The organism is Paraburkholderia sp. SOS3 (assembly GCF_001922345.1).
Taxonomy (GTDB): domain Bacteria; phylum Pseudomonadota; class Gammaproteobacteria; order Burkholderiales; family Burkholderiaceae; genus Paraburkholderia.
Window position 1 is genome coordinate 1,334,818 of the sequence record NZ_CP018812.1, and the last position, 21,439, is coordinate 1,356,256.

10 protein-coding genes are annotated in these 21,439 nt (G+C 64.5%); 2 read left to right on the plus strand and 8 right to left on the minus strand.

The genetic code is table 11. The annotated features are described in order from the left end of the window. Nucleotides 1–13: 13 nt before the first annotated feature. The 4 genes from BTO02_RS25975 to BTO02_RS25990 all read right to left on the minus strand — a co-directional run bounded on the left by BTO02_RS25975 (nucleotide 14) and on the right by BTO02_RS25990 (nucleotide 9,275). Nucleotides 14–1,510 carry an efflux transporter outer membrane subunit gene (locus BTO02_RS25975; protein ID WP_075160020.1) on the minus strand — a complete coding sequence of 499 codons (1,497 nt, stop codon included), beginning with the start codon at nucleotides 1,508–1,510 and terminating at the stop codon, nucleotides 14–16. After that, a complete protein-coding gene (locus BTO02_RS25980) occupies nucleotides 1,507–4,860 on the minus strand; it encodes an efflux RND transporter permease subunit (RefSeq protein ID WP_075160021.1) in 3,354 nt (1,117 codons plus the stop codon). Before BTO02_RS25980 ends, BTO02_RS25975 begins: the two co-directional genes overlap by 4 nt. Further along, the gene (locus tag BTO02_RS25985; protein WP_075160022.1) at nucleotides 4,857–7,976 is read right to left on the minus strand and encodes an efflux RND transporter permease subunit; all 3,120 of its coding nucleotides are present in this window, start codon (nucleotides 7,974–7,976) and stop codon (nucleotides 4,857–4,859) included. The genes BTO02_RS25980 and BTO02_RS25985 overlap by 4 nt, the downstream gene beginning before the upstream one ends. Before the next feature lie 84 nt (nucleotides 7,977–8,060). Beyond that, nucleotides 8,061–9,275 (minus strand): efflux RND transporter periplasmic adaptor subunit, encoded by a 1,215-nt coding sequence (locus BTO02_RS25990; RefSeq protein ID WP_075161393.1) that lies wholly within the window; start codon nucleotides 9,273–9,275, stop codon nucleotides 8,061–8,063. Nucleotides 9,276–10,909: 1,634 nt separating this feature from the next. Between BTO02_RS25990 and BTO02_RS25995 the strand changes: the two genes are divergently transcribed. Beyond that, nucleotides 10,910–16,732, plus strand: a complete 5,823-nt coding sequence (locus tag BTO02_RS25995) for an ESPR-type extended signal peptide-containing protein (protein ID WP_075161394.1) — start codon at nucleotides 10,910–10,912, stop codon at nucleotides 16,730–16,732. 169 nt (nucleotides 16,733–16,901) lie between these two features. Then, nucleotides 16,902–17,321, plus strand: a complete 420-nt coding sequence (locus BTO02_RS26000) for an outer membrane protein assembly factor BamE (protein WP_075160023.1) — start codon at nucleotides 16,902–16,904, stop codon at nucleotides 17,319–17,321. 87 nt (nucleotides 17,322–17,408) lie between these two features. Here the strand turns inward: BTO02_RS26000 and BTO02_RS26005 are convergent, their stop codons facing one another. The 4 genes from BTO02_RS26005 to BTO02_RS26020 all read right to left on the minus strand — a co-directional run bounded on the left by BTO02_RS26005 (nucleotide 17,409) and on the right by BTO02_RS26020 (nucleotide 21,431). Then, nucleotides 17,409–17,903: an OmpA family protein gene (locus BTO02_RS26005; RefSeq protein ID WP_232243675.1), complete on the minus strand. Its 495-nt coding sequence runs from the start codon at nucleotides 17,901–17,903 to the stop codon at nucleotides 17,409–17,411. A 153-nt stretch (nucleotides 17,904–18,056) separates the two neighbouring features. Continuing rightward, nucleotides 18,057–19,271: a diguanylate cyclase domain-containing protein gene (locus tag BTO02_RS26010; protein WP_075161396.1), complete on the minus strand. Its 1,215-nt coding sequence runs from the start codon at nucleotides 19,269–19,271 to the stop codon at nucleotides 18,057–18,059. Between the two features lie 71 nt (nucleotides 19,272–19,342). Continuing rightward, nucleotides 19,343–19,849, minus strand: coding sequence for a YfiR family protein (locus BTO02_RS26015; RefSeq protein WP_083615382.1), 507 nt, complete (start codon nucleotides 19,847–19,849; stop codon nucleotides 19,343–19,345). 349 nt (nucleotides 19,850–20,198) lie between these two features. Continuing rightward, the gene (locus BTO02_RS26020; protein WP_075160024.1) at nucleotides 20,199–21,431 is read right to left on the minus strand and encodes an NAD(P)/FAD-dependent oxidoreductase; all 1,233 of its coding nucleotides are present in this window, start codon (nucleotides 21,429–21,431) and stop codon (nucleotides 20,199–20,201) included. Between the last annotated feature and the right edge of the window lie 8 nt (nucleotides 21,432–21,439).

Consider the following 21,439-nt stretch of genomic DNA (forward strand, 5'->3'; position numbering starts at 1 on the left):
CGCGGCGGCGGGGCTATTGATGTGCCGCCGCGCTCGCGCTAGCCGGCGGCAGCACTTGCTGCGGATGCAGCGGATCATGCAACTCGCCCGACCATCCGCCGCCCAGATCGCCGATGAGCGCCGCCGCATCGAGCAATCTCTGCTGCTGCACACTCAACGCGGTCTGCTGATCGTTGAGTTGCGTCGTTTGTGCGGTGGCGACCGTGGTGTAGTCGACGGTACCGGCCTGATATTCATTCTGCGCGATCTCTGTGCCGCGGATCGCGTCTCGCACGGCGGCATCGAGTGCCTGCGCCTGGTCCGCGAGAATGCGCAAGCCGGACAGATCGTTTTCGACGTCTTCGAACGCAGTCAGCACGGTGCCGCGATAGTTCGCGACCGCCGCATCGTAGCCGGCCCGCGCGGCCGCCACCTGTCCGCTGCGCAGGCCGCCGTCGAAGATCGTCTCGCTCGCGTTCGCGCCGAGCGACCACACGTAGTTGCTGATATGCAGCAAGCCGTTCAACGGCGATTGCGTGAAGCCATCGAGCGCGGACAGCGAAATGTTCGGATAGTACGCGGCGATCGCCACGCCAATCGATGCGTTGGCGGCCGCCATCTGACGTTCCGCTGTCGCGATATCGGGCCGCCGCTGCAGAATGGTCGACGGCACGCCCGCGGGGATGTCGGGCAGCGTGGGCAGTGCGGTGCTGTACGCAATGACCAGCTCTCCGGGGTTCTTGCCGACTAGCACGGCAATCGCGTGCTGAAACTGCGCACGCGACACGCCAAGCGCAATCAGGTTCGCCTGCGCGTTTTCGAGCTGCGTGCGCGCCTGCACGAGATTCGATGGCGGCACGGTGCCCGCGCGATCCTGTTCGTTGACCACGCGCAGAAATTCGCTGAATGCTTCGACGGTTTGCGTGAGCAGGTCGATATTCGCATCGGTAATGCGAATATCGATGACCGCATTAGCGAGCGCAATCTGCTCCGATAGCGTTGCATTCGCAAGTGTCGCTTCGCTTGCCTGCGCGGTTGCGGAATTCTGTTCGATCGAGCGGCGCACCTGGCCCCACAGATCGAGGTCCCAGCTCGCGCTGCCTTCGAGCGAACCGCCGTTGTTGATCCGCGCACCACCTGCTTGCGGCAGGAACGACGAACTGCCGAACGTGCTGGTCGGACTGCGCTCGCGCGTAAGCGAGCCCTGCGCGGCGAGTGTCGGGAAAAGCCCCGCGCGCGCGATGCGCACTTCGGCGAGCGCCTGCTGATAGTTTGCGTAGCTTTGGCGCACGGACTGGTTCGATACCGCGACCTGCGGTTCGAGTTCGTCGAGCAGCGGATCGTTGAAAGCGGTCCACCAGTCGCCTTTCGGACCTTCGGCCGCGGTAGGTTGCGCCTGCGTCCAGCCCGGCAATTCGGACCATGTCGCCGGCACGGCAACCTGTGGCTTCCGGTAGTCGGGACCGACCATGCAGCCGCTCGTCAACGCGACGAGCGAGAACGCGAGTAGCGTGCGGGTCATGTTCATCATTGCGCGCCCGTATCCGGTGCGTCCGGGGTATCGGTGATGGTAGGAGACCGGCGGTTCCACGGCAGCCGCGCGGACCAGCGCGCTACCTTCGAACGCACGCGATCGAGATAGAGGTAAATCACGGGCGTCGTGTACAGCGTGAACACCTGGCTTAGCAGCAGGCCGCCCATCACCGTGACGCCGAGCGGCTGCCGCAGCGAGGCGCCCTGGCCGATGCCGATCGCGAGCGGCAGCGCGCCGAGCACGGCCGCCGCGGTCGTCATCATGATCGGGCGCAGACGCACGACGGCGGCTTCGTGAATGGCCGCACGCGCATCCATTTTCTCGTTGCGCTGCAACTGAATCGCCACGTCGACCATCATGATGCCGTTCTTCTTCACGATACCGATCAGCAGAATAATGCCGATCATCGCGATCACCGAAAACGGTGTGCCGAAAATCAGCAGCGCAAGCGTCGCGCCAATGCCGGCGGACGGCAAGGTCGAAAGAATGGTGAGCGGGTGGATCGTGTTTTCGTACAGCACGCCGAGCACGATATACACGACGAGCAGGGCGGCGAGAATCAGCAGCGGTACGGTGCCCATCGACTGCGCATACGCTTGCGCAGCGCCCGCGAATGCGCCATGCACGGACGCGGGCATGCCGATATCGCGCGACGCCTGTTCGATCGCCGCATCGGCCGCGCTCAGCGATCCGCCGGCCGGCAGGTTGAACGAAATCGTGCCGGCCACGAGACCGCTCTGATGGTTGATCTGGGTGGCGGTATGGCTGCTGGTCCAGTTGATCATTGCCGAAAGCGGCACCATCGTTTCGGCTGCCGTACTATCGGCGCTGCCGGTGGAGCTCCCTCCCTTGCTGTTGGCGATGCTGTTGGTCTGCGCGTTCGCCTGGGCATTCGAATTGAGCGCATTGGTTGCCGCAACCGCGCTGGCTGCAGCAGCAATCACGACCGGTTGCGTCACGCCGCTTACGGTGCCGCCCTGCATTTGCGTCTGCTGCGTGCCGTTCGCATTGCCGGCGGCGGTGCTCATATAAATGCCGCTCAACGACTGCGGATACTGCCAGTACTCGGGCGCCACCTCCATCACGACAAAGTACTGATTGAGCGGGTTGAAGATCGTCGATACCGTGCGCTGCCCGAATGCGTCGTAAAGCACGTTGTCGATCTGGTTCGCGACGAAACCGTAACGCATCGCGGTGCTGCGGTTCACTTGCACATACGCCTGCAGGCCGTTTTGCTGCAGATCCGAATTGACGTCGACGATCTGACTGCGGTGTTTGCCGAGCGCGGCGACGAGTTTCGGCACCCATTTGAACAGCGCATCGGGATCGTCGCTCGTCAGCGTGTACTGGTATTCGGCCGCCGATTGCCGTCCCCCGATGCGCAAGTCCTGCTGCGCCTGCAGGAACAGTTGCGCGCCGGACACGGCATTGAGCTTCGGCCGCAGCTGGTTCACCACTTGCGTTGCCGATAGATGCCGCTGCGAAATCGGCTTCAGTTCGATAAACACGTTGGCCGTGTTCAACGCGCGCCCACCGGTGAAGCCGGCCACCGACTGAACGGCCGGGTCCTTTTGCACGATGGCTTGCAGTTGTGCGAGCTTCTTTTGCATCGCGTCGAAAGAGATGCTCTGGTCCGCGATGATCTGCCCGATCAGAATGCCCGTGTCCTGCTCGGGAAAGAACGTCGCGGAAAGAAAGCGAAACAGGAACACGTTGGCGACGAGCAGCGCGATCAGCGAAAGGCCGATCAGCAGCGCATGATCGAGCGCACGGTCGAGCGAGCGGCTATACGCGTCGCGGAAACGCGCGAAGCCGTGGTCGATCCAGCGCGCCACGCGTGCCGCATGCGAATTCGCAGGGCCGGCCCGTTCGCGCTTCAGTACATACGCGCACATCGTGGGCGTGATCGTCAGCGAGATGACGAGCGACAGCAGGATCGCGATCGACAACGTCACGGCGAACTCGTGGAACAGCAGGCCGACGATGCCCGGCATCAGCAGAATCGGCAAAAACACGGCGATCAGCGACAGGCTCATCGATATGACGGTGAAGCCGACTTCGCCGGCGCCGCGTATCGCCGCTTCCTTCGGGTCGAGCCCCGCTTCGATATGGCGCACGATATTTTCGAGCACGACCACCGCATCGTCGACCACGAAGCCGGTGCCGATCGTCAGCGCCATCAGCGACAGATTGTCGATGCTGTAGCCGAGCAGATACATCGGGCCGAACGTGCCGACAATCGAAAGCGGCAGCGCGACCGCGGGAATCAGCGTCGCACGCGGCGACAGCAGGAAGATAAACACTACGCCGACCACGAGCAGCACCGCGATAAACAGGGTGCGCTCGGTATCGGACGTCGAGGCCCGCACCGATTCCGAGCGGTCGATCGCGACATTGACGTGAATCGAACTCGGCATCGCCGCTTCGATGGCGGGCAGCCGTGCCTGGATCTGACTGACCGTCTTCACCACGTTGCTGCCCGGCAGCGGATAGACGATCACGAGCACCGCGGATTTGCCGTTATAAAGGCCTGCATTGCGGATGTTCTCATTCGAGTCGATCACGCTTGCAACGTCGCGTAAGAATACGGGCGCGCCTTGCCGGTAGGCGATCACGATATCGCGATACGGCGCTGCGTTGCTGATCTGGTCGTTCGACAGGACCTCGAAGCGCTGGCCGTTCTGGTCGATATGGCCTTTCGCGCTATCCGCATTGGCCGCGCCGACGGCGGCGCGCACGTCTTCGAGGCCGATTCCGTAGCTATTGAGCTTGCCCGGTTGCAGTTCGACGCGCACCGACGGCAGGGCGCCGCCGCCGAGCGTGATCTGGCCGACGCCATCCACTTGCGACAACTGCTGTTGAATGACCGAATCGGCGGAATCGTAAAGTTGCGCTTTGGTCAGCGTGTCCGACGTGAGCGCGAGCACCATGACCGGCGCGCTCGCGGGGTTGTACTGCCGATAAGTCGGATTCGCGCGCAAGGTGGTCGGCAGATCGGCGCGCGCGGCCTGGATCGCCGCTTCGACATCGCGCGCGGCGCCGTTGATATCGCGGTTCAGGCCGAACACGACGACGATCATCGACGTGCCGACATAACTCATCGACGTCAGTTCGGCGACATCGGCAATCGTGCCGAGCCGGCGCTCGAGCGGTTCGGCGACCGTCGAAGCCATCGTTTCGGGGCTTGCGCCGGCCATTTGCGCCTGAACGACGATTACCGGGTACGCGACATTGGGCAGCGGTGCGACCGGCAGCCGGAAATACGCGAGAAAACCGGCCAGCAGAATCGCGACTGCCAGCAGGCTGGTCGCGACGGGCCGCCGGATAAACAGCGCCGGGATGTTCACGGCGTGCTCCGCTGCGCGCCGTGTTCGTCGCGCTCACGGCGCTTGCGCGAGAAACGCTGCGCGAGCCGGTCGAAAAACAGATAGATGACGGGTGTCGTGAAGAGCGTCAGCACCTGGCTCAACGTCAGGCCGCCGATGATCGCGAGGCCGAGCGGGCGGCGCAGTTCGGAGCCGGTGCCGGTGCCGAGCAGCATCGGCAGGGCGCCCAGCATGGCGGCGAGCGTGGTCATCAGGATCGGGCGGAAGCGCAGCAGCGACGCTTCGAAAATCGCTTCACGCGGCGATTTGCCATGCACGCGCTCCGCTTCGAGCGCGAAGTCGACCATCATGATCGCGTTCTTCTTCACGATGCCGATCAGCAGCACGATGCCGATAATGCCGATCACGTCGAGGTCGCTGCCCGCGATCATCAGCGCGAGCAGCGCGCCGATGCCGGCCGACGGCAGCGTCGACAGGATCGTGACCGGGTGGATATAACTTTCGTACAGCACGCCGAGCACGATATACACGGCCGCGAGCGCGGCGATCAGCAGATACACCTCGCTTGACAGCGAATCTTCGAATGCTTGCGCCGCGCCCTGGAACGTCGATGTGATCGACGGCGGCAGATGGACCGCATTCTCCGCGTCGCGAATCGCGCGCACGGCGGCGCTCAGCGACGCATCTTTCGCGAGATTGAACGAGATCGTCACCGACGGGAACTGCGCGAGGTGGCTCACCACGAGTGGCGTGCGCACGATGCGCAGCTTCGCGATGCCGGAGAGTTGGACCTGGCCGCTGCTGCCGGTCTGACTCGGCAGATAGAGGTTGCCGAGCGCTTGCACATCGGCCATCGCTTCGGGTTTTGCGACGAGAATGACGCGGTACTGGTCGGACTGCTGGAAGATCGTCGAGACGATGCGCTGGCCTAGTGCATCGTAAAGCGCGTTGTCGATCGTCGCGGCGGTGATGCCGTAGCGCGCCGCAAGCTGGCGGTTCACGTCGACGTAAATACCGAGGCCGTCCACGTTGAGGTCGCTTGCGACGTCGGTGATCGACGGAATCTTCTTCATGCGATCGATCAGCGCCGGCACGTATTGCTGGAACGCCTGCTGGTTCGGACCGCGCAGCACGAAGTTGTACTGGTTCTTCGTCACCGTCGTGTCGAGCGTGAGGTCCTGCTCGGGCTGCAGATAGAGCCGGATGCCCGGCACCTTTTCCGCTTCCTGCTGGATGCGGCGGCCGATTTCCCCGGCCGTCAGCGACCGGTCGTCGCGGGGGCGCAGGTTGATCAGAAAGCGCCCGTTGTTCAGCGTCGTGTTGGTGCCGTCGATGCCGACGTACGAGGTCAGCGACACGACATCCGGATCCTTGAGGATCGCTTGCGCAAGGTCGTTTTGCCTTTTGACCATCGCCGAATACGACACCGAGTTGTCGGCCACGCTGATGCCTTGCAATACGCCGACGTCCTGCACCGGGAACAGACCCTTGGGGATCACGATGTAGAGGATCAGCGTCAGCGCTACGGTGCCGAGCGCGACGAACAGCGTCAGCGTCTGGTGATCGAGCACCCAGCGCAGGCCGCGTTCGTATGCGGCAAGCGTTTTGTCGAATAGCCCTTCGCTGATGCGCTCGAAGCGGCTCGGGTGCCGTTCGGCCTGGGCGCGCAGAATGCGCGCGCACATCATCGGCACGACCGTCAGCGAGACGACAGCCGACAGTACGATGGTCACAGCGAGGGTGATGGCGAATTCGCTGAAGAGGCGGCCGATCACGCCGCCCATAAACAGCAGCGGAATCAGCACCGCGATCAGCGATACCGTCAGCGACAGAATCGTAAAGCCGATTTGTCCGGCGCCCTTCAAAGCCGCTTCGAGCGGTCCCATCCCTTCTTCGAGATACCGGACGATATTCTCGATCATCACGATCGAGTCGTCGACGACGAAGCCGGTGGCGATGATCAGCGCCATCAGCGACAGATTGTCGATCGAGTAGTTGAGCTGGTACATCACCGCGAGCGTGCCGATCAACGAGACCGGTACCGAGATGCTCGGGATGATGGTCGCGGGCACGTTGCGCAGGAACACGAAAATCACCGCGACGACGAGCACGATCGCGAGAAGCAGCTCGAACGCCGCGTCGCGCACCGACGAGCGGATCACGCCGGTGCTGTCCGCCACCACCGTCACTTTCATGCCGGCCGGCAGCGTCGATTCGAGTTTCGGCAACTGCTGCATGATCTGGTTCACGGTGCGGATCACGTTCGCGCCGGGCTGCCGTTGCACGTTGATTACGATCGCCGGCGTTCTGTTGAACCACGCGCCGCGCTCGACGTCCTGCGGCGCCTGGCTCGCGCGCGCGACATCGCGCAGATACACGGGCGCGCCGTTCTGATATGCGATCACCGAGTTCAAATAGTCTTCGGGGTCGACGATCTGATCGTTGCCGTTGATCGTGTAGTCGAGCTCGGGGCCGTCGAAGTTGCCTTTCGGCTGGCTCACGTTGATGTTCGCGAGCAGCGTGCGCAGGTCGTCGATATTGAGGCCGTAGCCCGCGAGTTTCTGCGGATCGGCTTCGACGCGCACGGCCGGCACATTGCCGCCCGCGGTGGCGACGAGGCCGACGCCCGGCACTTCGGAAATCTTCGTCGCGAGCCGGTTGTTCGCCGCGTCCTGCAACTGCGTGAGCGACATCGACTTCGACGTGACCGCGAGCGTGAGGATCGGCTGGTCGGCGGGATTGACCTTCGCATACGTGGGCGGCGCGGGCAGGCCAGCGGGCAGGAAGCTGTTGGCCGCGTTGATCGCCTGCTGCACGTTCTGCTGCGCGACGTCGAGATTCAGCGAAAGGTCGAACTGCAGCGTGATGATCGAGGCGCCTTCGGAGCTGTACGAGATCATCTGCTGCAGGCCCGGTATCTGGCCGAGCTGCACTTCGAGCGGCGCGGTCACCGTGGTCGCCATCACGTGCGGGCTCGCGCCGGGATAGAAGGTCTGCACCTGGATCGTCGGATAGTCGACCGACGGCAGCGACGAGACCGGCAGGAACTTCATCGCGACGAGACCGACGAGCACGAGCGCGATCATGAGCAGCGATGTCGCTACCGGTCTCAGGATAAACAGGCGGGAGAAATTCATCGGCGCGGGATGGGCGGCTTATGGTCGGCGTCTAAAGTGCTTGGCGGTCGTTCGCCGGGCGCGGGTCGGTCACGCATCGGCGCCTCACGAATCCTGCACTTGCGCGTTCGCATCCGATGCAGCCGGTGCTGCGCTCCCGCCGCTTGCCGGTGCTGCACGCGCGGGCGCCGGCGTGATATGCGCGCCGTCGGACAATCGGTCGAGCCCGTCGGTAACGACGCGCTGGCCTGCGGCCAGTCCCGAAGCGATGGCGGTGTACGCACCGTTGGTCGGCCCGATCGTGACCTTACGCACCGACACGGTGTTGTTGGCGTTCACCACATAGACATAGTCGCCGGGCGCGCCGGTTTGCACAGCCGGTGTCGGCACGAGCACCGCGTTCTGCAGCGTATCGACGAGCAGCGTCACGTTGACGAACTCGTTGGGGAAGAGCGCCTCGTCGTCGTTCGGCAGGCTCGCGCGCAGCGTGACGGTGCCGGTCGCGGTGGCCATCTGGTTGTTGATCGTGTAGAGCTCGCCCGTCGCGAGCTTCTTCGAGTTGTCGCTGCTATAGACGGTGACGGGCAGCTTCGCGCCGGTATTGAAGCGGCGCAGCACGTGATCCAGCGAGTTTTGCGGCACGGTGAATTCGACGGTGGTCGGTTTCATCTGCGTAATCACGGCGATGCCGGGCTGGCTCGACGCGGTGACGTAGTTGCCCGGATCGATGAGCCGCAGGCCGATGCGGCCCGAGATCGGCGCGGTGATATGGCAGTAGATGAGGTCGAGATCGAATTGCGCGATGTTCGCGAGGTCCGCCTTGACGGCGGCTTCGTCCTGCTGCACGAGGAACTGCTGGTCGACGTAAGTCTGCTCGGCGATCGACTTGTGCTCGTTCAGTTGCGTGAAGCGCGCGAGATCGGCGCGGGCCTGGGCCAGCGTCGCCTTGTCTTTGGCGAGCTGTGCCTGAGCCTGCTGCTTGCTGATCTCGAACTGGCGCGGGTCGATCTGCGCAAGGAACTGGCCTTTTTCGACGTCCTGGCCTTCGCGATAGCCGACGGCGGTCAGGTAGCCGCTCAATTGCGGCAGTACGGTGACGGTTGCGACCGGCGTAATCGTCCCGAGCGCGCTCAGCGTTTCCGGCATCGGGCCCACGGTGGCCGTTGCGACCGTTACGACTTGCGGGGTCGCCGCGCGCGCTGGTTTCTTGCCGCGCAGCACGTGCAGCACCGCGAGGGCGATCAGCACGATCACGATGATGGCAATAACCAGCAGGCCGCGGCGCCGCGGTTTCTGTTGCGGGGTTGTCACAGCATTCATCGCTACCTCGCGCGTATTGTTTTCGAGCGTGACCTGCACGGTAGCCGTAACCGTGACCACGGCTGGGACCGCTGGCCGAGCCGCGGCGCGGGTGCCCTATCGCATTGGCCGCCGCCGGGCGGATAGCTATGCTGCATACACCTTCTCATCGATTGGTTTCCCCGTTCTTAACGAGCGCCCCGTCCAACCAGGATCGAGAATTAAAACGAGCTTTCGAGTAGTGTGCCGGCCTGAACGCACATGCATAGGATCGCGTGATGTACGACTCGTACACCTTACGATCTGCTATCAGTCAGTTCGGGATCGGCGTGACCCAACACTTTAACTGGTCCGATGAGGAAGACGCAGATTTGATGTAACGCGCGGTAATCGCAACGTGACGTCGGATCGGTGCGACGCAAAGCGTAGCGGAAGAAGGGCGGGTTGCCACGCTGCATTGGACTACCACTGTTCCGCATGCTTTGTCGTTTGTACTGCGATCCAGGCGGGCAGTGGAACCGATCTCTCGCCAGATCCGCGTCGAATTGTTCCTTCTATGAAAAGGGACACTCCTGAATGCGTTGCGCGACGATTTTTCGGATTCATTCGATATATGAATGCGAGGTATAGCGAAGTATTGGAGAAAGGCATGCCGCTGACCTTTCCTTTCAATCATGTTATGTGTGTCAAATTAATGTGACATTTCACCGAACCTTTGACGAAAAGATTCATAAAGTTCATGGGAAAAGGTGACCGACGTTACTGCGTGTCATTCATCCTGTTTCCGCCTTGATTTATAAAAAACTCTCTGTAGACAAATAACTTTGCTTATGCGACAGTTCCAGCGAGCACTGAATCCTGCCTTCGTTACAAGCGCTATGCCGGCAGTCGCGACCGCCTACAGGATGGTTGTGCGGGCATTTAGCAGACGTGCTCGGGGTTGTTTCCGAAAGAGAGCGCTGTTGCATGGGCGTGCCACGCGCGCCGTCGTGCAACGTGCATGTCGACATCTAATGGCTGCGTAAAGACGGCCTGAAGAGGAAACGGTAACCATGAGCACTCGAAGTGCGCCGGGGATCGAAGAGCATCCAGCAGAACAGCCAGACGATTCCCCCGATCGGCTGTTGCCTCCACAAATCGTGTTCGTACGCATCTCGCGCCACGATGGTCCTTCATAAGTTTTCTCCGGCCGGATAAATCGCCCGGCTATTGCATCCCTGCCTCTAGCGTTGTCGCCTGAATGCTTCATTTGGCTATTCCGCGCCAAATGAAAAGGCTTCGCTCGGCCTGACGATTTAAATAAGTCAATTCGCTGGTTGAAATTACGTGGTGGTCCGGCGACTGAATGAGATGCCGTATCGACTGCAAGCAGGAATGCAAATAACGATTATCTAAAACGAGACGGATCAATGTCCACTGGCTAATCCAGCATCGGACGACTATCGGCAACAACCGGAAACCGGAGAGCAGACCGCGTAGCGCTTTACGTGGCGATTCGTCACGTCCGCGCGATCTGCACGCGAAGCCGATCGAGGGTCGTGCGGCGCGCTGGCTGTCGTATCGATTGTGGACACCCGTTGCCGTTCGCAGGCGCGCAGCGTTTCGACATATCGCTGGCGTTGAAGTCGATTTTCTGTCCGGTGGAGAGGAACAACATGAACAAGGTGTGTCGCACTATCTATAACAAAGCGCTTGGCGCCTTTATTGCGGTATCCGAACATGAGTGCGCGTTGGGCAAGGACAAAGGCGCGGCTGCGTCGAGCGCGTACGGTCTATCCGATGCGAGGACAGGAAACCCTTCCGTCGCTATATCTCTTGCTGCGAAACGCGGTACGCGCACGACATCCGCGGGCGTCGACCGGATGCAACGGTTGCCGCTGGTCCGCTGGCTGGCCGTCGCCGGGTGTGTCCTGGTTTCACCGGCCGTGTTCGCGGGGACATGCGTTCAGCTGGACGCGATCGGTACCAATACGGCGACCGGAAGCGGCGCTTCCGGCACCGCCACATGCGGTTCGTTTTCGATCGCGATCGGGGCGGGCAGCGGTGCGACGGCCAACAACTTCGGCGTGGCCGTCGGAGACGCCGCGACTTCCACGGGCACCAACTCCGTTGCAATAGGCCGGCAGACCGTCGCGACCGGTGCGCAGAGTTCGGCACTAGGCCAAGCCGCAAAGGCGGCCGGAGCAGGCGCGACGGCATTGGGTGCGGCGGCGCAGGCGTCGGGCGCAGGCTCCGTTGCACTCGGTAGTGCCGATTCGACCGCCGAGGGCGGCGCGGCGGCGCCCGTTGCGGCCGCCGCGCCCAATGCGTCGGGGATTCGCGCGATCGCCATCGGGGCAGGCTCGAGCGCTGCGGGAACTTCGTCGATTGCCGAGGGCGACGGCGCGTCGGCGGCCAACACGGCCAATGCGATCGCGATCGGCACGACCGCGCAGAGTTCCGGCACGGCTGCCGTTGCGATTGGCCAGTCCGCAAGCGCTTCGCAGGCCCAGGCAGCGGCCTTGGGCTTTCAGGCGTCGGCCGCGGGGATCGGGTCGGTCGCGATCGGCAATCAGTCGCAGGTGCGCGCCGGCGCCGACGCCGGCGTCGCGCTCGGCAGCGGCGCGGTGTCGAATGGCCCGTCGGCGGTCGCGATCGGCGTCAACAGCGGCGCGAGCAATACAGGCGCCATTGCCATCGGTGTCGGCGGCACGGCCGGCGTTCCCGGCTCAGGCACCCAGGCCACGGGTAATGCATCGATCGCGTTCGGCGAAGCTTCGCTTGCCGCTGCCGATCAGGCGGTCGCGATCGGCCTGAGCAGCGCCGCGAGCGGTGTGTCGTCGATCGCGTTCGGCGTGTCGTCGGTGGCGACCCAGCAGTTCGGCGTGGCGCTCGGGAATCTCGCGAGTTCGACAGGCGTTTCCGCCTCCGCGCTCGGACCGGGCGCGACCGCGTCGGCGAACAACTCAACGGCGGTCGGCATCGACGCCGTGGCAACGGGCGACTCGAGCGTCGCCGTTGGCGATAGCGCCGTTGCGGGGTCGGCTACCGCAGTCGCGATCGGGCAGAACGCGTCGGCATCCGGTGGTTCGGCGGTCTCGATCGGCGTGGCCAATACCGCGGTAGGCAACGGCGCGGTCGCAATCGGCGATCCGAACTTCGCCAGCGGCACAGGCGCGTTCGCCGGCGGCGCGAATAACATCGCCAATAGCGACGGCACGGCAACCGCGACTGCCGTGAACGCGGCCAATGGCGCGGTCGCGATCGGTAACAGCAACGTCGCGGTCGGCCAGGGATCGGTCGCGCTCGGCAACACGTCGATCGCGGGCGCGGCGGGCCAGGCCGGCAACGTCGCCATTGGCGACAGTGCAAACGCGACCGCCGCGGCCGGCGACGTGGCGCTGGGCTCCGGCTCGCAGACGGCGGCATCGCACACGGGCGCGTTCGTGATCGCCGGCAGCGCGACGCCGGCGGCGGGCACCGCGGGGACCAGCGTGGTGTCGGTAGGCAGCGCGGGCGCCGAGCGGCAGATCCAGAATGTCGGCGCGGGCGTGCTGTCCGCTGCGTCGACCGATGCGGTGAACGGCTCGCAACTGTTCGCAACGAACACGGCGGTGACCAACCTCAGCAACACCGTCGCGGCTGACGCGCTCCACTACCTGAGCGTCAACGACGGCGGTACGCAGAGCGCGAACTTCGCCAATGACGGCGCGACCGGCGCGAACTCGATTGCGCTCGGCCCGGCGGCGGCGTCACTCGGCGTCAATAGCGTGGCGATCGGCAATGGCGCGGCGAATCAGAGCAACGCCTCGAGCCAGGTCGCGCTCGGCGCGTCGGCGGCTACCAGCGCATTCGGTTCGATTGCCGTGGGCGGCAACGCTTCAGCGCTGTTCCAGAGCGGCATCGCGATCGGCCAGGCGGCGTCGGCGAACAACGGGTACACGGTGGCCATCGGATCAGGGCCGGCGGGCTCGCCGGGCGCGGTGGCGTCGAGCGGCGATGCGATCGCGATCGGCAGCGGCGGCGGCGGCCCGCTTGGCAACCCGGCGCAAGCGACCGCTGCCCGGACGATCGCCATCGGCTCGAACGCCGTTGCAGCCCAGTCGAACGCGATCGCGATCGGCTTTAACGCCGTGACCGGCGGCGCCACCTCCGTCGCGATCGGCGATGCGGCACAGACCGGTGCGAACGGCACGAACGTTTCGCTGGGCTTCGGGAATCTGGCCAATGCCGCGACGGCCGCCGGCGGCGCGGTCGCGATCGGGCGGACCAGCACCGCCACCGGCGACGGCGCGCTGGCGATCGGCGCGTTGAACAGCGCTTTCGGTAACGGGGCGGTCGCGCTCGGCGATCCGAGCTTCGCCAGCGGCAATGGCGCGTTCACCGGCGGTGCGAACAACATTGCGAATGCGGACGGGACAGCCACGGCGACTGCAGCCAATGAAGCCAATGGCGCAGTTGCCATCGGTAACAGCAACGTCGCGGTCGGCCAGGGATCGGTCGCGCTCGGCAACACGTCGATCGCAGGCGCGGCGGGCCAGGCCGGCAACGTCGCGATCGGCGACGGCGCGAACGCCACGGCCGCGGCCGGCGACGTGGCGCTGGGCTCGGGCTCGCAGACGGCGGCTTCGCACACAGGCGCGTTCGTGATCGCCGGCAGCGCGACGCCCGCGGCCGGGACCGCCGGCACCAGCGTGGTGTCGGTGGGCGGCGCGGGCGCCGAGCGGCAGATCCAGAATGTCGGCGCGGGTGTGCTCTCGGCCGCTTCGACCGATGCCGTGAACGGCTCGCAACTGTTCGCAACGAACACGGCCGTGACCAACCTCGGCAACACGATCGCGGCTGACGCGCTCCACTACGTGAGCATCAACGATGGCGGGACGCAGGGCGCGAACTTCAACAACGATGGCGCGACGGCACAGGGCGCGATTGCCGTGGGGGTGGGTGCCCAGGCGAGCGGAAACAATTCCATCGCGCAAGGTGTCGGTGCGACCGCTACGCTGGACGGTGCGATTGCGCTCGGCGACACCGCCAACGCCAGCGCGGGCAGCGCGATCGCAATCGGCCGCACCGCTACGGCGAGCGGTACCAACGGTACGGCAATCGGCGTCGCGGCCAATGCCGCGATCAATGCGACGGCGCTTGGCAACTCGGCTAATGCCAGCGTCGGCAATGCGGTGGCGGTCGGTGCCGCCGCGACGGCTTCTGGTCTGCGCTCGATTGCGGTCGGCACGAACGCCACGTCCGCCGGTGTGGAATCGCTCGCCGAAGGCTTTCAGGCGACCGCCAGCGCCGATGGCGCAACGGCGCTCGGCAGAACCTCGTCGGTCCAGGCCGGCGCTACGAACGGCGTAGCGATCGGCACCGGCGCAACGGTCAGCGCGGCCAACTCGGTGGCGCTCGGCGCCAACTCGACTACCACTGCGAATCTGGCGCTTGCCGCATTCAATCCCGGAACCGGCACGATAGCCGGGGCAACGCCGGTTGGCGAAGTCTCGGTCGGCTCGGCGGGCGCGGAACGCCGCGTCACGAACGTGGCCGCGGGCGCGGCGGCGACGGATGCCGTCAACGTGAGCCAGTTGCAGGCGGTCAGTTCGCAGGTCAACCAGGTGACGCAGGATGCGCTGTTGTGGGATCCGACGGCCAACGGCGGCGCAGGCGCGTTCAGCGCCAGTCACGCAGGCACCGGCCCGAATAACATCACCAACGTGGCCGATGGTGCAATCAACGCGACGAGCACCGATGCCGTCAACGGCTCGCAGCTGTTCGCGACAAACCAGAACGTCACGAACGTGTCGAACGAAGTCAATGACATCGTGAATAACGGCGTGGGCATCAAGTACTTCCACGCGAATTCCACGCTCGCGGATAGCCAGGCGCAAGGCACGGACAGCGTCGCAATCGGCCCGGCCGCGGTCTCGGCCGGGGCGAGCAGCCTCGCTGCCGGCAATGGCGCGCAGTCGCAGGCGGACAACTCGCTTGCGCTGGGCGCCCAATCTACCGCCTCGGTCGCCGGCGGCGTAGCCATTGGTTCGGGCTCCGTATCGGATCGCGCGATCGCGCCCGGCATCGGCAGTATCACGATCGGTACATCGGCCGTGCCGTTCAACACGGCCAACGGCACGCTGCTCGGCGCCGTTTCGTTCGGCAGCGCGGCCGGCAACACGTTCCGGCAACTCACGAATGTCGCTGACGGTACGTCCCAGCACGACGCGGTGACGGTCGAACAGCTGGCCAATTCGCTCTCGTCGTTTGCGACGACCACGCAGAAGTACTTCCATGCGAATTCGGCCGCGGCCGATTCGCTGGCCGTCGGCGCGGAGTCGGTTGCGGTCGGTCCGCAGACGGTGGTCAATGGCGACAGCGGCGTCGGTATCGGCAACGGCGCGACCGTGCAGCAACTCGCGCCGGGCGGCGTGGCGATCGGCGAGCAGGCGAACTCGGGTCAGGTCGATGCGATCGCGGTGGGCAGCGGCGCGAATGCGAACGCGGCCGAATCGATCGCGCAAGGCGCGAATTCGAGCGTCACGAACGTAGGCGGCATTGCGATCGGCTCGGGCTCGAGCAGCAGCGCTGTCGACGCGGTCGCACTCGGCGCGGGCGCGAACGCGTCCTTCGCGAATAGCGTCGCGATCGGCGCCGGCTCGCAGACGACGGTCGGCGCGTTGACGAACTACATCGCGTACGGCTTGAGCGCGCCGCAATCGTCGGTCGGCGAAGTCAACGTGGGTAACCGGCAAATCACCGGATTAGCGGCGGGCAAGGCGGGCACCGATGCCGTCAACGTATCGCAGCTCGATGCGGTCGCCAGTCAGCTCACGCAGCTCATCAGCAACAGTAACAGCACGGGCGGCGGTGGCGGCTTCTCGACGAACCCGACGGGCAGCGGCGCATCGACGGGCCCTTCCTCGACGGGTTCGAACTCTTCCGCCGGCGGAACAGGTTCGTCCGCAACCGGGGCGGGCAGCACGGCGGTCGGCAACAACTCGCAATCGAGCGGCAGCAATTCGACGGCGGTCGGTACCGGCGCGACGTCATCGGGTAACGGGTCGGTCGCGATCGGCAGCGATAGTAGCGACGGCGGCCGCAACGATGTCGTGTCGGTGGGCAGTGCGACGAACTCGCGGCAGGTGGTCAATGTGGCGGCGGGCACCGCGCCAACCGATGCCGTCAACGTGCAGCAGCTGAACCAGACGCTGCAACAGGCGAACGGCTACACGGATAACCAGATCGCTGGCCTGCGCAATCAGATCGACACCGACCGGCGCGATGCGGACGGCGGTACTGCCGCTGCAATGGCCATTGCCGCTCTGCCGCAGCCGTCGGGGCCGGGCATGAGCATGGTGTCGCTCGGCGGCAGCGTCTATCGCGGACAAACCGGCCAGGCGCTCGGCGTCTCGACTATCTCGGAGAACAATCACTGGGTCTATAAGGCGGCGGTGTCGACCAATAGTCGCGGCACGTATGGCGGTGCGGTCGCTGCCGGATACCAGTGGTAGCGGCAGGCGCGATTCATTGTGCGATTCAGCGTGCTTCCTCGCAGTTGCCGGGCAGACCTCGCAAGCGAACACCGTGCAGGCCTGCCTGTTCCCGACAATACGCTTTATGCGTCAAGGCCCGAATTCAACGCCCAAATTCAACGCCCAAATTCAAGGCTCACACGAAAACATGAAGATCAAATCGATATTGGCGACTACCCTTACGCTCGCTAGCGTACTTGTCCTCTCGGGCTGCCTCTTTTATCCGCCGTCGGATGGTTCGTTTCCCGATCCGGACCGGGCATGGACCAAAGACGGCTCGTTTCCGAATATGGACAATCTGCGCATGGTCGCGCCGGGTCAAACGAAGAGCCAGGTCAATCAGCTGATCGGGCCGCCGCATTTCAACGAAGCGGTGTTCCACGTGCGCGAATGGAACTATCTGCTGCATCTTCGCAGTGGCGATCAGACGATGGTCTGTCAGTTCCAGATCCGGTTCGATAGTCATAGCCGCGTGACGGCGACGCGCTGGCGCGATCAGGCATGCGCGGATCTCGTTGGCGCGAAAACGGCGGATGGAGAAGATGCGCCGTCACCGTCTGCGCAGTAGCGCGGTTTTATGCACGGCGCTCAGGTTGATGCCGATGGCGCATGTCGCGCCCGTCGGCATTGACTGAGCGCCTCGGACCATCGCGCTTCAATGTGTCGAAATAACGATCGCCACGCGGCGGTTTTGTGCGCGGCCTTCGGCAGTACCGTTGTCGGCAACCGGATGCGATTTGCCCGCGCCGATCGGCGTCAGTCCATTTCGCGCCATACCGGCAACGACGAGCTCATCGGCGACCGCCTTCGCTCGTTGCTCGGACAACAATTCATTATGTGCATCGCTGCCCGTCGAATCGGTGTAACCGTACACGCGCACTGTCGAAATGCCAACCTTGAGCAACGTCGACGCCACCCGTGTGATGACGTCCTGCGCGGCCGGCTGAAGTTCGAATTTGTCGGTCTCGAACAGAACCTTGTCATTGATGCCGAACTCCCAGCCTTCGTCGGTTTCGTGAAAGCCGGCCTGCTTGAGTGCCGTGATCTGCGCCGCGGTCAAACCGTGTTTGGGCGGTGTGTTCTGGCATCCGGCCAGCAGCATGAGCATCGACAGGAAGCTCGCTGCGACGAGCACCGGAAAATGCCGCAAATACCAATTCGTGAGCGTCCTGCTTTCATTTCTTGTTGTTCCAGCCGAGCATTCCACTTCAATCCCCAATTTGCGTGTGTGAGCAACCGTTGCGCCTTCCGTCCAGTGCAACGTCCAGGGCGCGCGCCGGTTTGCCGCTTTATAGACGTAGCGTCAACGTGCCATCTGCCATGCCTGTTCGCCGGTGCGCTTGGCTGCGTACATCGCGATATCGGCGCTGCGCAGCAAGCCTGCGACATCGTGCGCATGCGAAGGAAACATCGCGATGCCGATGCTTACCGACGTCGTGACCCGATGTCCGCCTGGTAATGTTATCGGCTCGAGCATCGATTCGCTTAATGCCTGCGCAATGACGATCGCGTCGTCTTCGTCGTCGAGGCCCGGCAACAGGGCTGCGAATTCGTCCCCGCCGAGGCGCGCGACCAGATCGTGCTTGCGCAGCGTTGCGCGCAGGCGCGAGGCGATCGTGACGAGCACCGCGTCGCCGGCGTCGTGGCCCAATGCGTCGTTGATTTCCTTGAAGCGGTCGCTGTCGATGTAGAGCACGCCCACGGCCGTGCCCAATGCGCGCGCGTCGCGGATCGTCTGTTCGAGCCGCGCCTCGAAGTGCGCGCGGTTCGGCAAGCCGGTCAGCGGATCGTGATTCGCCTGGTGACTAAGCGTCGCATTCTGCTCGCGCAGCGACTGTTGCCAGCCCTCGAATTCATCGAGCAATGCATTGAAGTCGTTGCCGAGTTCCTGCAGTTCCATGATCGGCGTCGCGGCCACGCGGCGATCGAAAGCCCGGTCGCGACGCACCGCGTGCGCCACTTCGGCGAGCGCGCGCAGCGGTTCGACGATGTCGCGATGCATGTGCCGCGCGATCAGCGTGCCGGCGCCGACGATAATGGCCAGGCACGCGAGCACGCCGCCGATGCCGCCGATCAGAAAGATCGCGAACTGATGTCCGCGCCCGCGTACGCGAATCTTCGCGAGCACCATGCCGTTATGCATCACCGGTACGATCGCGCCGCCGGGCAGCGCAAGGTCCGCAATGCGGTGCACGCTGCGCGCGAGCGGCCCGTCGCCCGGCCGCTCCCAGAACGCAAACGTCGCACCGTGACTGTCGATCACGCGGACTTCGGCGATGTCTTCGTTGCCCGCGATCTGCGCAATCGCATCTTCCGCGGCGGGCGCATCGTTGAACACGACGGCGGCCTCGACCGTGTACGCGATCGAGCGCGCGAGCAGCATCAGATTGTCGTTCGCATAGGCGCGCAGCACGGTCCACGAGACCAGCACGAGGCACACCGCCGCGAGCGAGACCGCGGAAAATGCGAGGCGAACGTAGGTTCGGCGCAACAAGCGCTCGAGCGAAGGGCGTCGCATGACGGCGTTTCGCGCGCGCACATGGCCGCGGGATCCGGCAACGCGGCCTGCAAGACGCCGGACGATGCGCTTCATGGCATGCTCCGTTTGCGCGCGAGCTCGAGCACTTTCGGGCTCACGCGCACGCCGCTGCGCGCCACGCTATCGAGGTTCATATCGAACGTCACGCGATTTGCATCGGTCGAGAGGCAAAACATCGCACCGAGCGTGCAGGTGCTGTCGCTTTCGGCGATCGTGAGAAGGGCATAGCCGGCCCGCTTCGCGTCGACCCGGCGGCGCTCGGCATCGGACAGCGCGCCGATGTATAGCGCATCGCATGCGGTGCCCAGCGTCGGATCGTCAGCCGTTGTTTTGCGGGTCGCGATGGCCGGCCCGGACGGCGCAGCGAGTTTGTCGATGCCGTCGAGCGAGAACCGCGTATTGCCGACCGTGCACAAACGCACCGGCGTGCGCGGCTGCGGCCAGTGCGTGAAACTGACGATGCCGAGCACGACCTGCTGGACAGCGGTGTTCAGGGTGGCCGGCGGCGCATCGGGAGCCGGAGCCTGTGCGCCGCTCGAAATCGCGAAGATGGACATAAGTATGCTGCCGGCCCACACGCCGATCCTGCAACTAAGCTTCGCGCGCACGAGCGTGGTCTGGTTCTCTCTCTGCACAATATCTCGTCGTGGCCTTGACGCCGCATCCGTCAGGCAGCAAAACAAAAGGTCGTATTGCACGAGGAACGCTCCGATGTCCGACTCGGTACGGAGGTCAGCGTGATAACGATTCGGAACGCATGCTTCAGCGGATAAGGCGCGGTCGAATGTCCGGCGGTCGATCTGGATATGCGATGCGGTTACGGTCGGCGCAATTCTGCCACGCAATCGCCCACGGCAAAAGCAGGCCAAATACAAACGTCGCCGAGTGGTTTGTATGCGGAGTGGTTTAAAGAAGGCTCTTGAGTTTAACTGCGCTGTCGGCAAGCGTTTCGGGCGCGATCGTGTTGCCGCTGTCGACGAGCATGCGTGCGAGCCTCATCTCTCTCGCGAGGCCGCCGAGCGGACCATATCCGCTCGCGCCGACAAGACGCAGATTCACGTCGAAATGGAAGTGGATTTCCGCATCGCCGTCGAGCGCACGAGTCGTGCAGCTGACGCCGAGCGCCGGTTCACCCGCCACCTGCAGTTGATGATCGTACTGATCGGACCAGAACCACGGCAACGCGCGGTAGGGTTCCGCGGCGCCGAGCATATTGCGCGCGGCGACGCGCGCCTGCGTTTCGGCGTTATGCCATGTTTCCTGACGGATCGGCTGTGCCGTATAGCGGCTTGGGAAAAGTGCGACGTCGCCAGCCGCAAACACGCCGCGCGCCGACGTTTCGAGCGATGCATCGACGACAATGCCGCGATTCACCGCAAGGCCCGCTGCCCGCGCCAGTTCGTCGGCCGGTTCGATGCCGATGCCGACGATCACTGTGTCGGCTGTCAGCACGCCGCCATCCGTCAATGTCACGCCAAGTGCGCCGTCGCCTTGCCGATCGATCGACGTGGGCATCGTGTTGACGTGAATGCGTACGCCATTGCGCTCGTGCAGCGCGTGCACGCGTGCCGCGATCGAAGCGGGCACGCAGCGGCCGAGCAGACGCGGCGCCCCTTCGAGCACCGCCACTTCGCAGCCGCGCTTGCGCGCCGACGCGGCAACCTCGAGCCCGATAAAACCGCCGCCGACGAGCACGATGCGCGCTTCGGGCACGAAGCGCCGCGCGATCGTCGCGGCGTCGTCGAGTGTGCGCAGCGCGATGACGCCGTCGAGTTCGGCGCCCGGTATCGTCAGCCGCCGGGGGCGGCCGCCGGTTGCGAGCAGTAGCGCCTCGTACGCGAATGTGCGGCCGTCGCCGATCTGCAGCGTGCGCGCTTGCGGGTCGAACGATTGCACGCTGCCGACGATATGATCGATCCGGTCGTCGCGCCACGCGTCGGAAGTTCGCAACTGGCACTGTTGCGCTTCGCGTTCGCCCGTGAGCAAGCCCTTCGAAAGCGGCGGCCGCTCGTACGGCAAATGCGGTTCCGCGCCGATCATCGCAATGGCGCCGTTCCAGCCGGCCTGACGCAGTGTTTGCGCAGCGCGCCCGCCGACATGCCCGGCCCCGACGATGGCCATCAAACGTTCGGATGTCATTGCTCGGA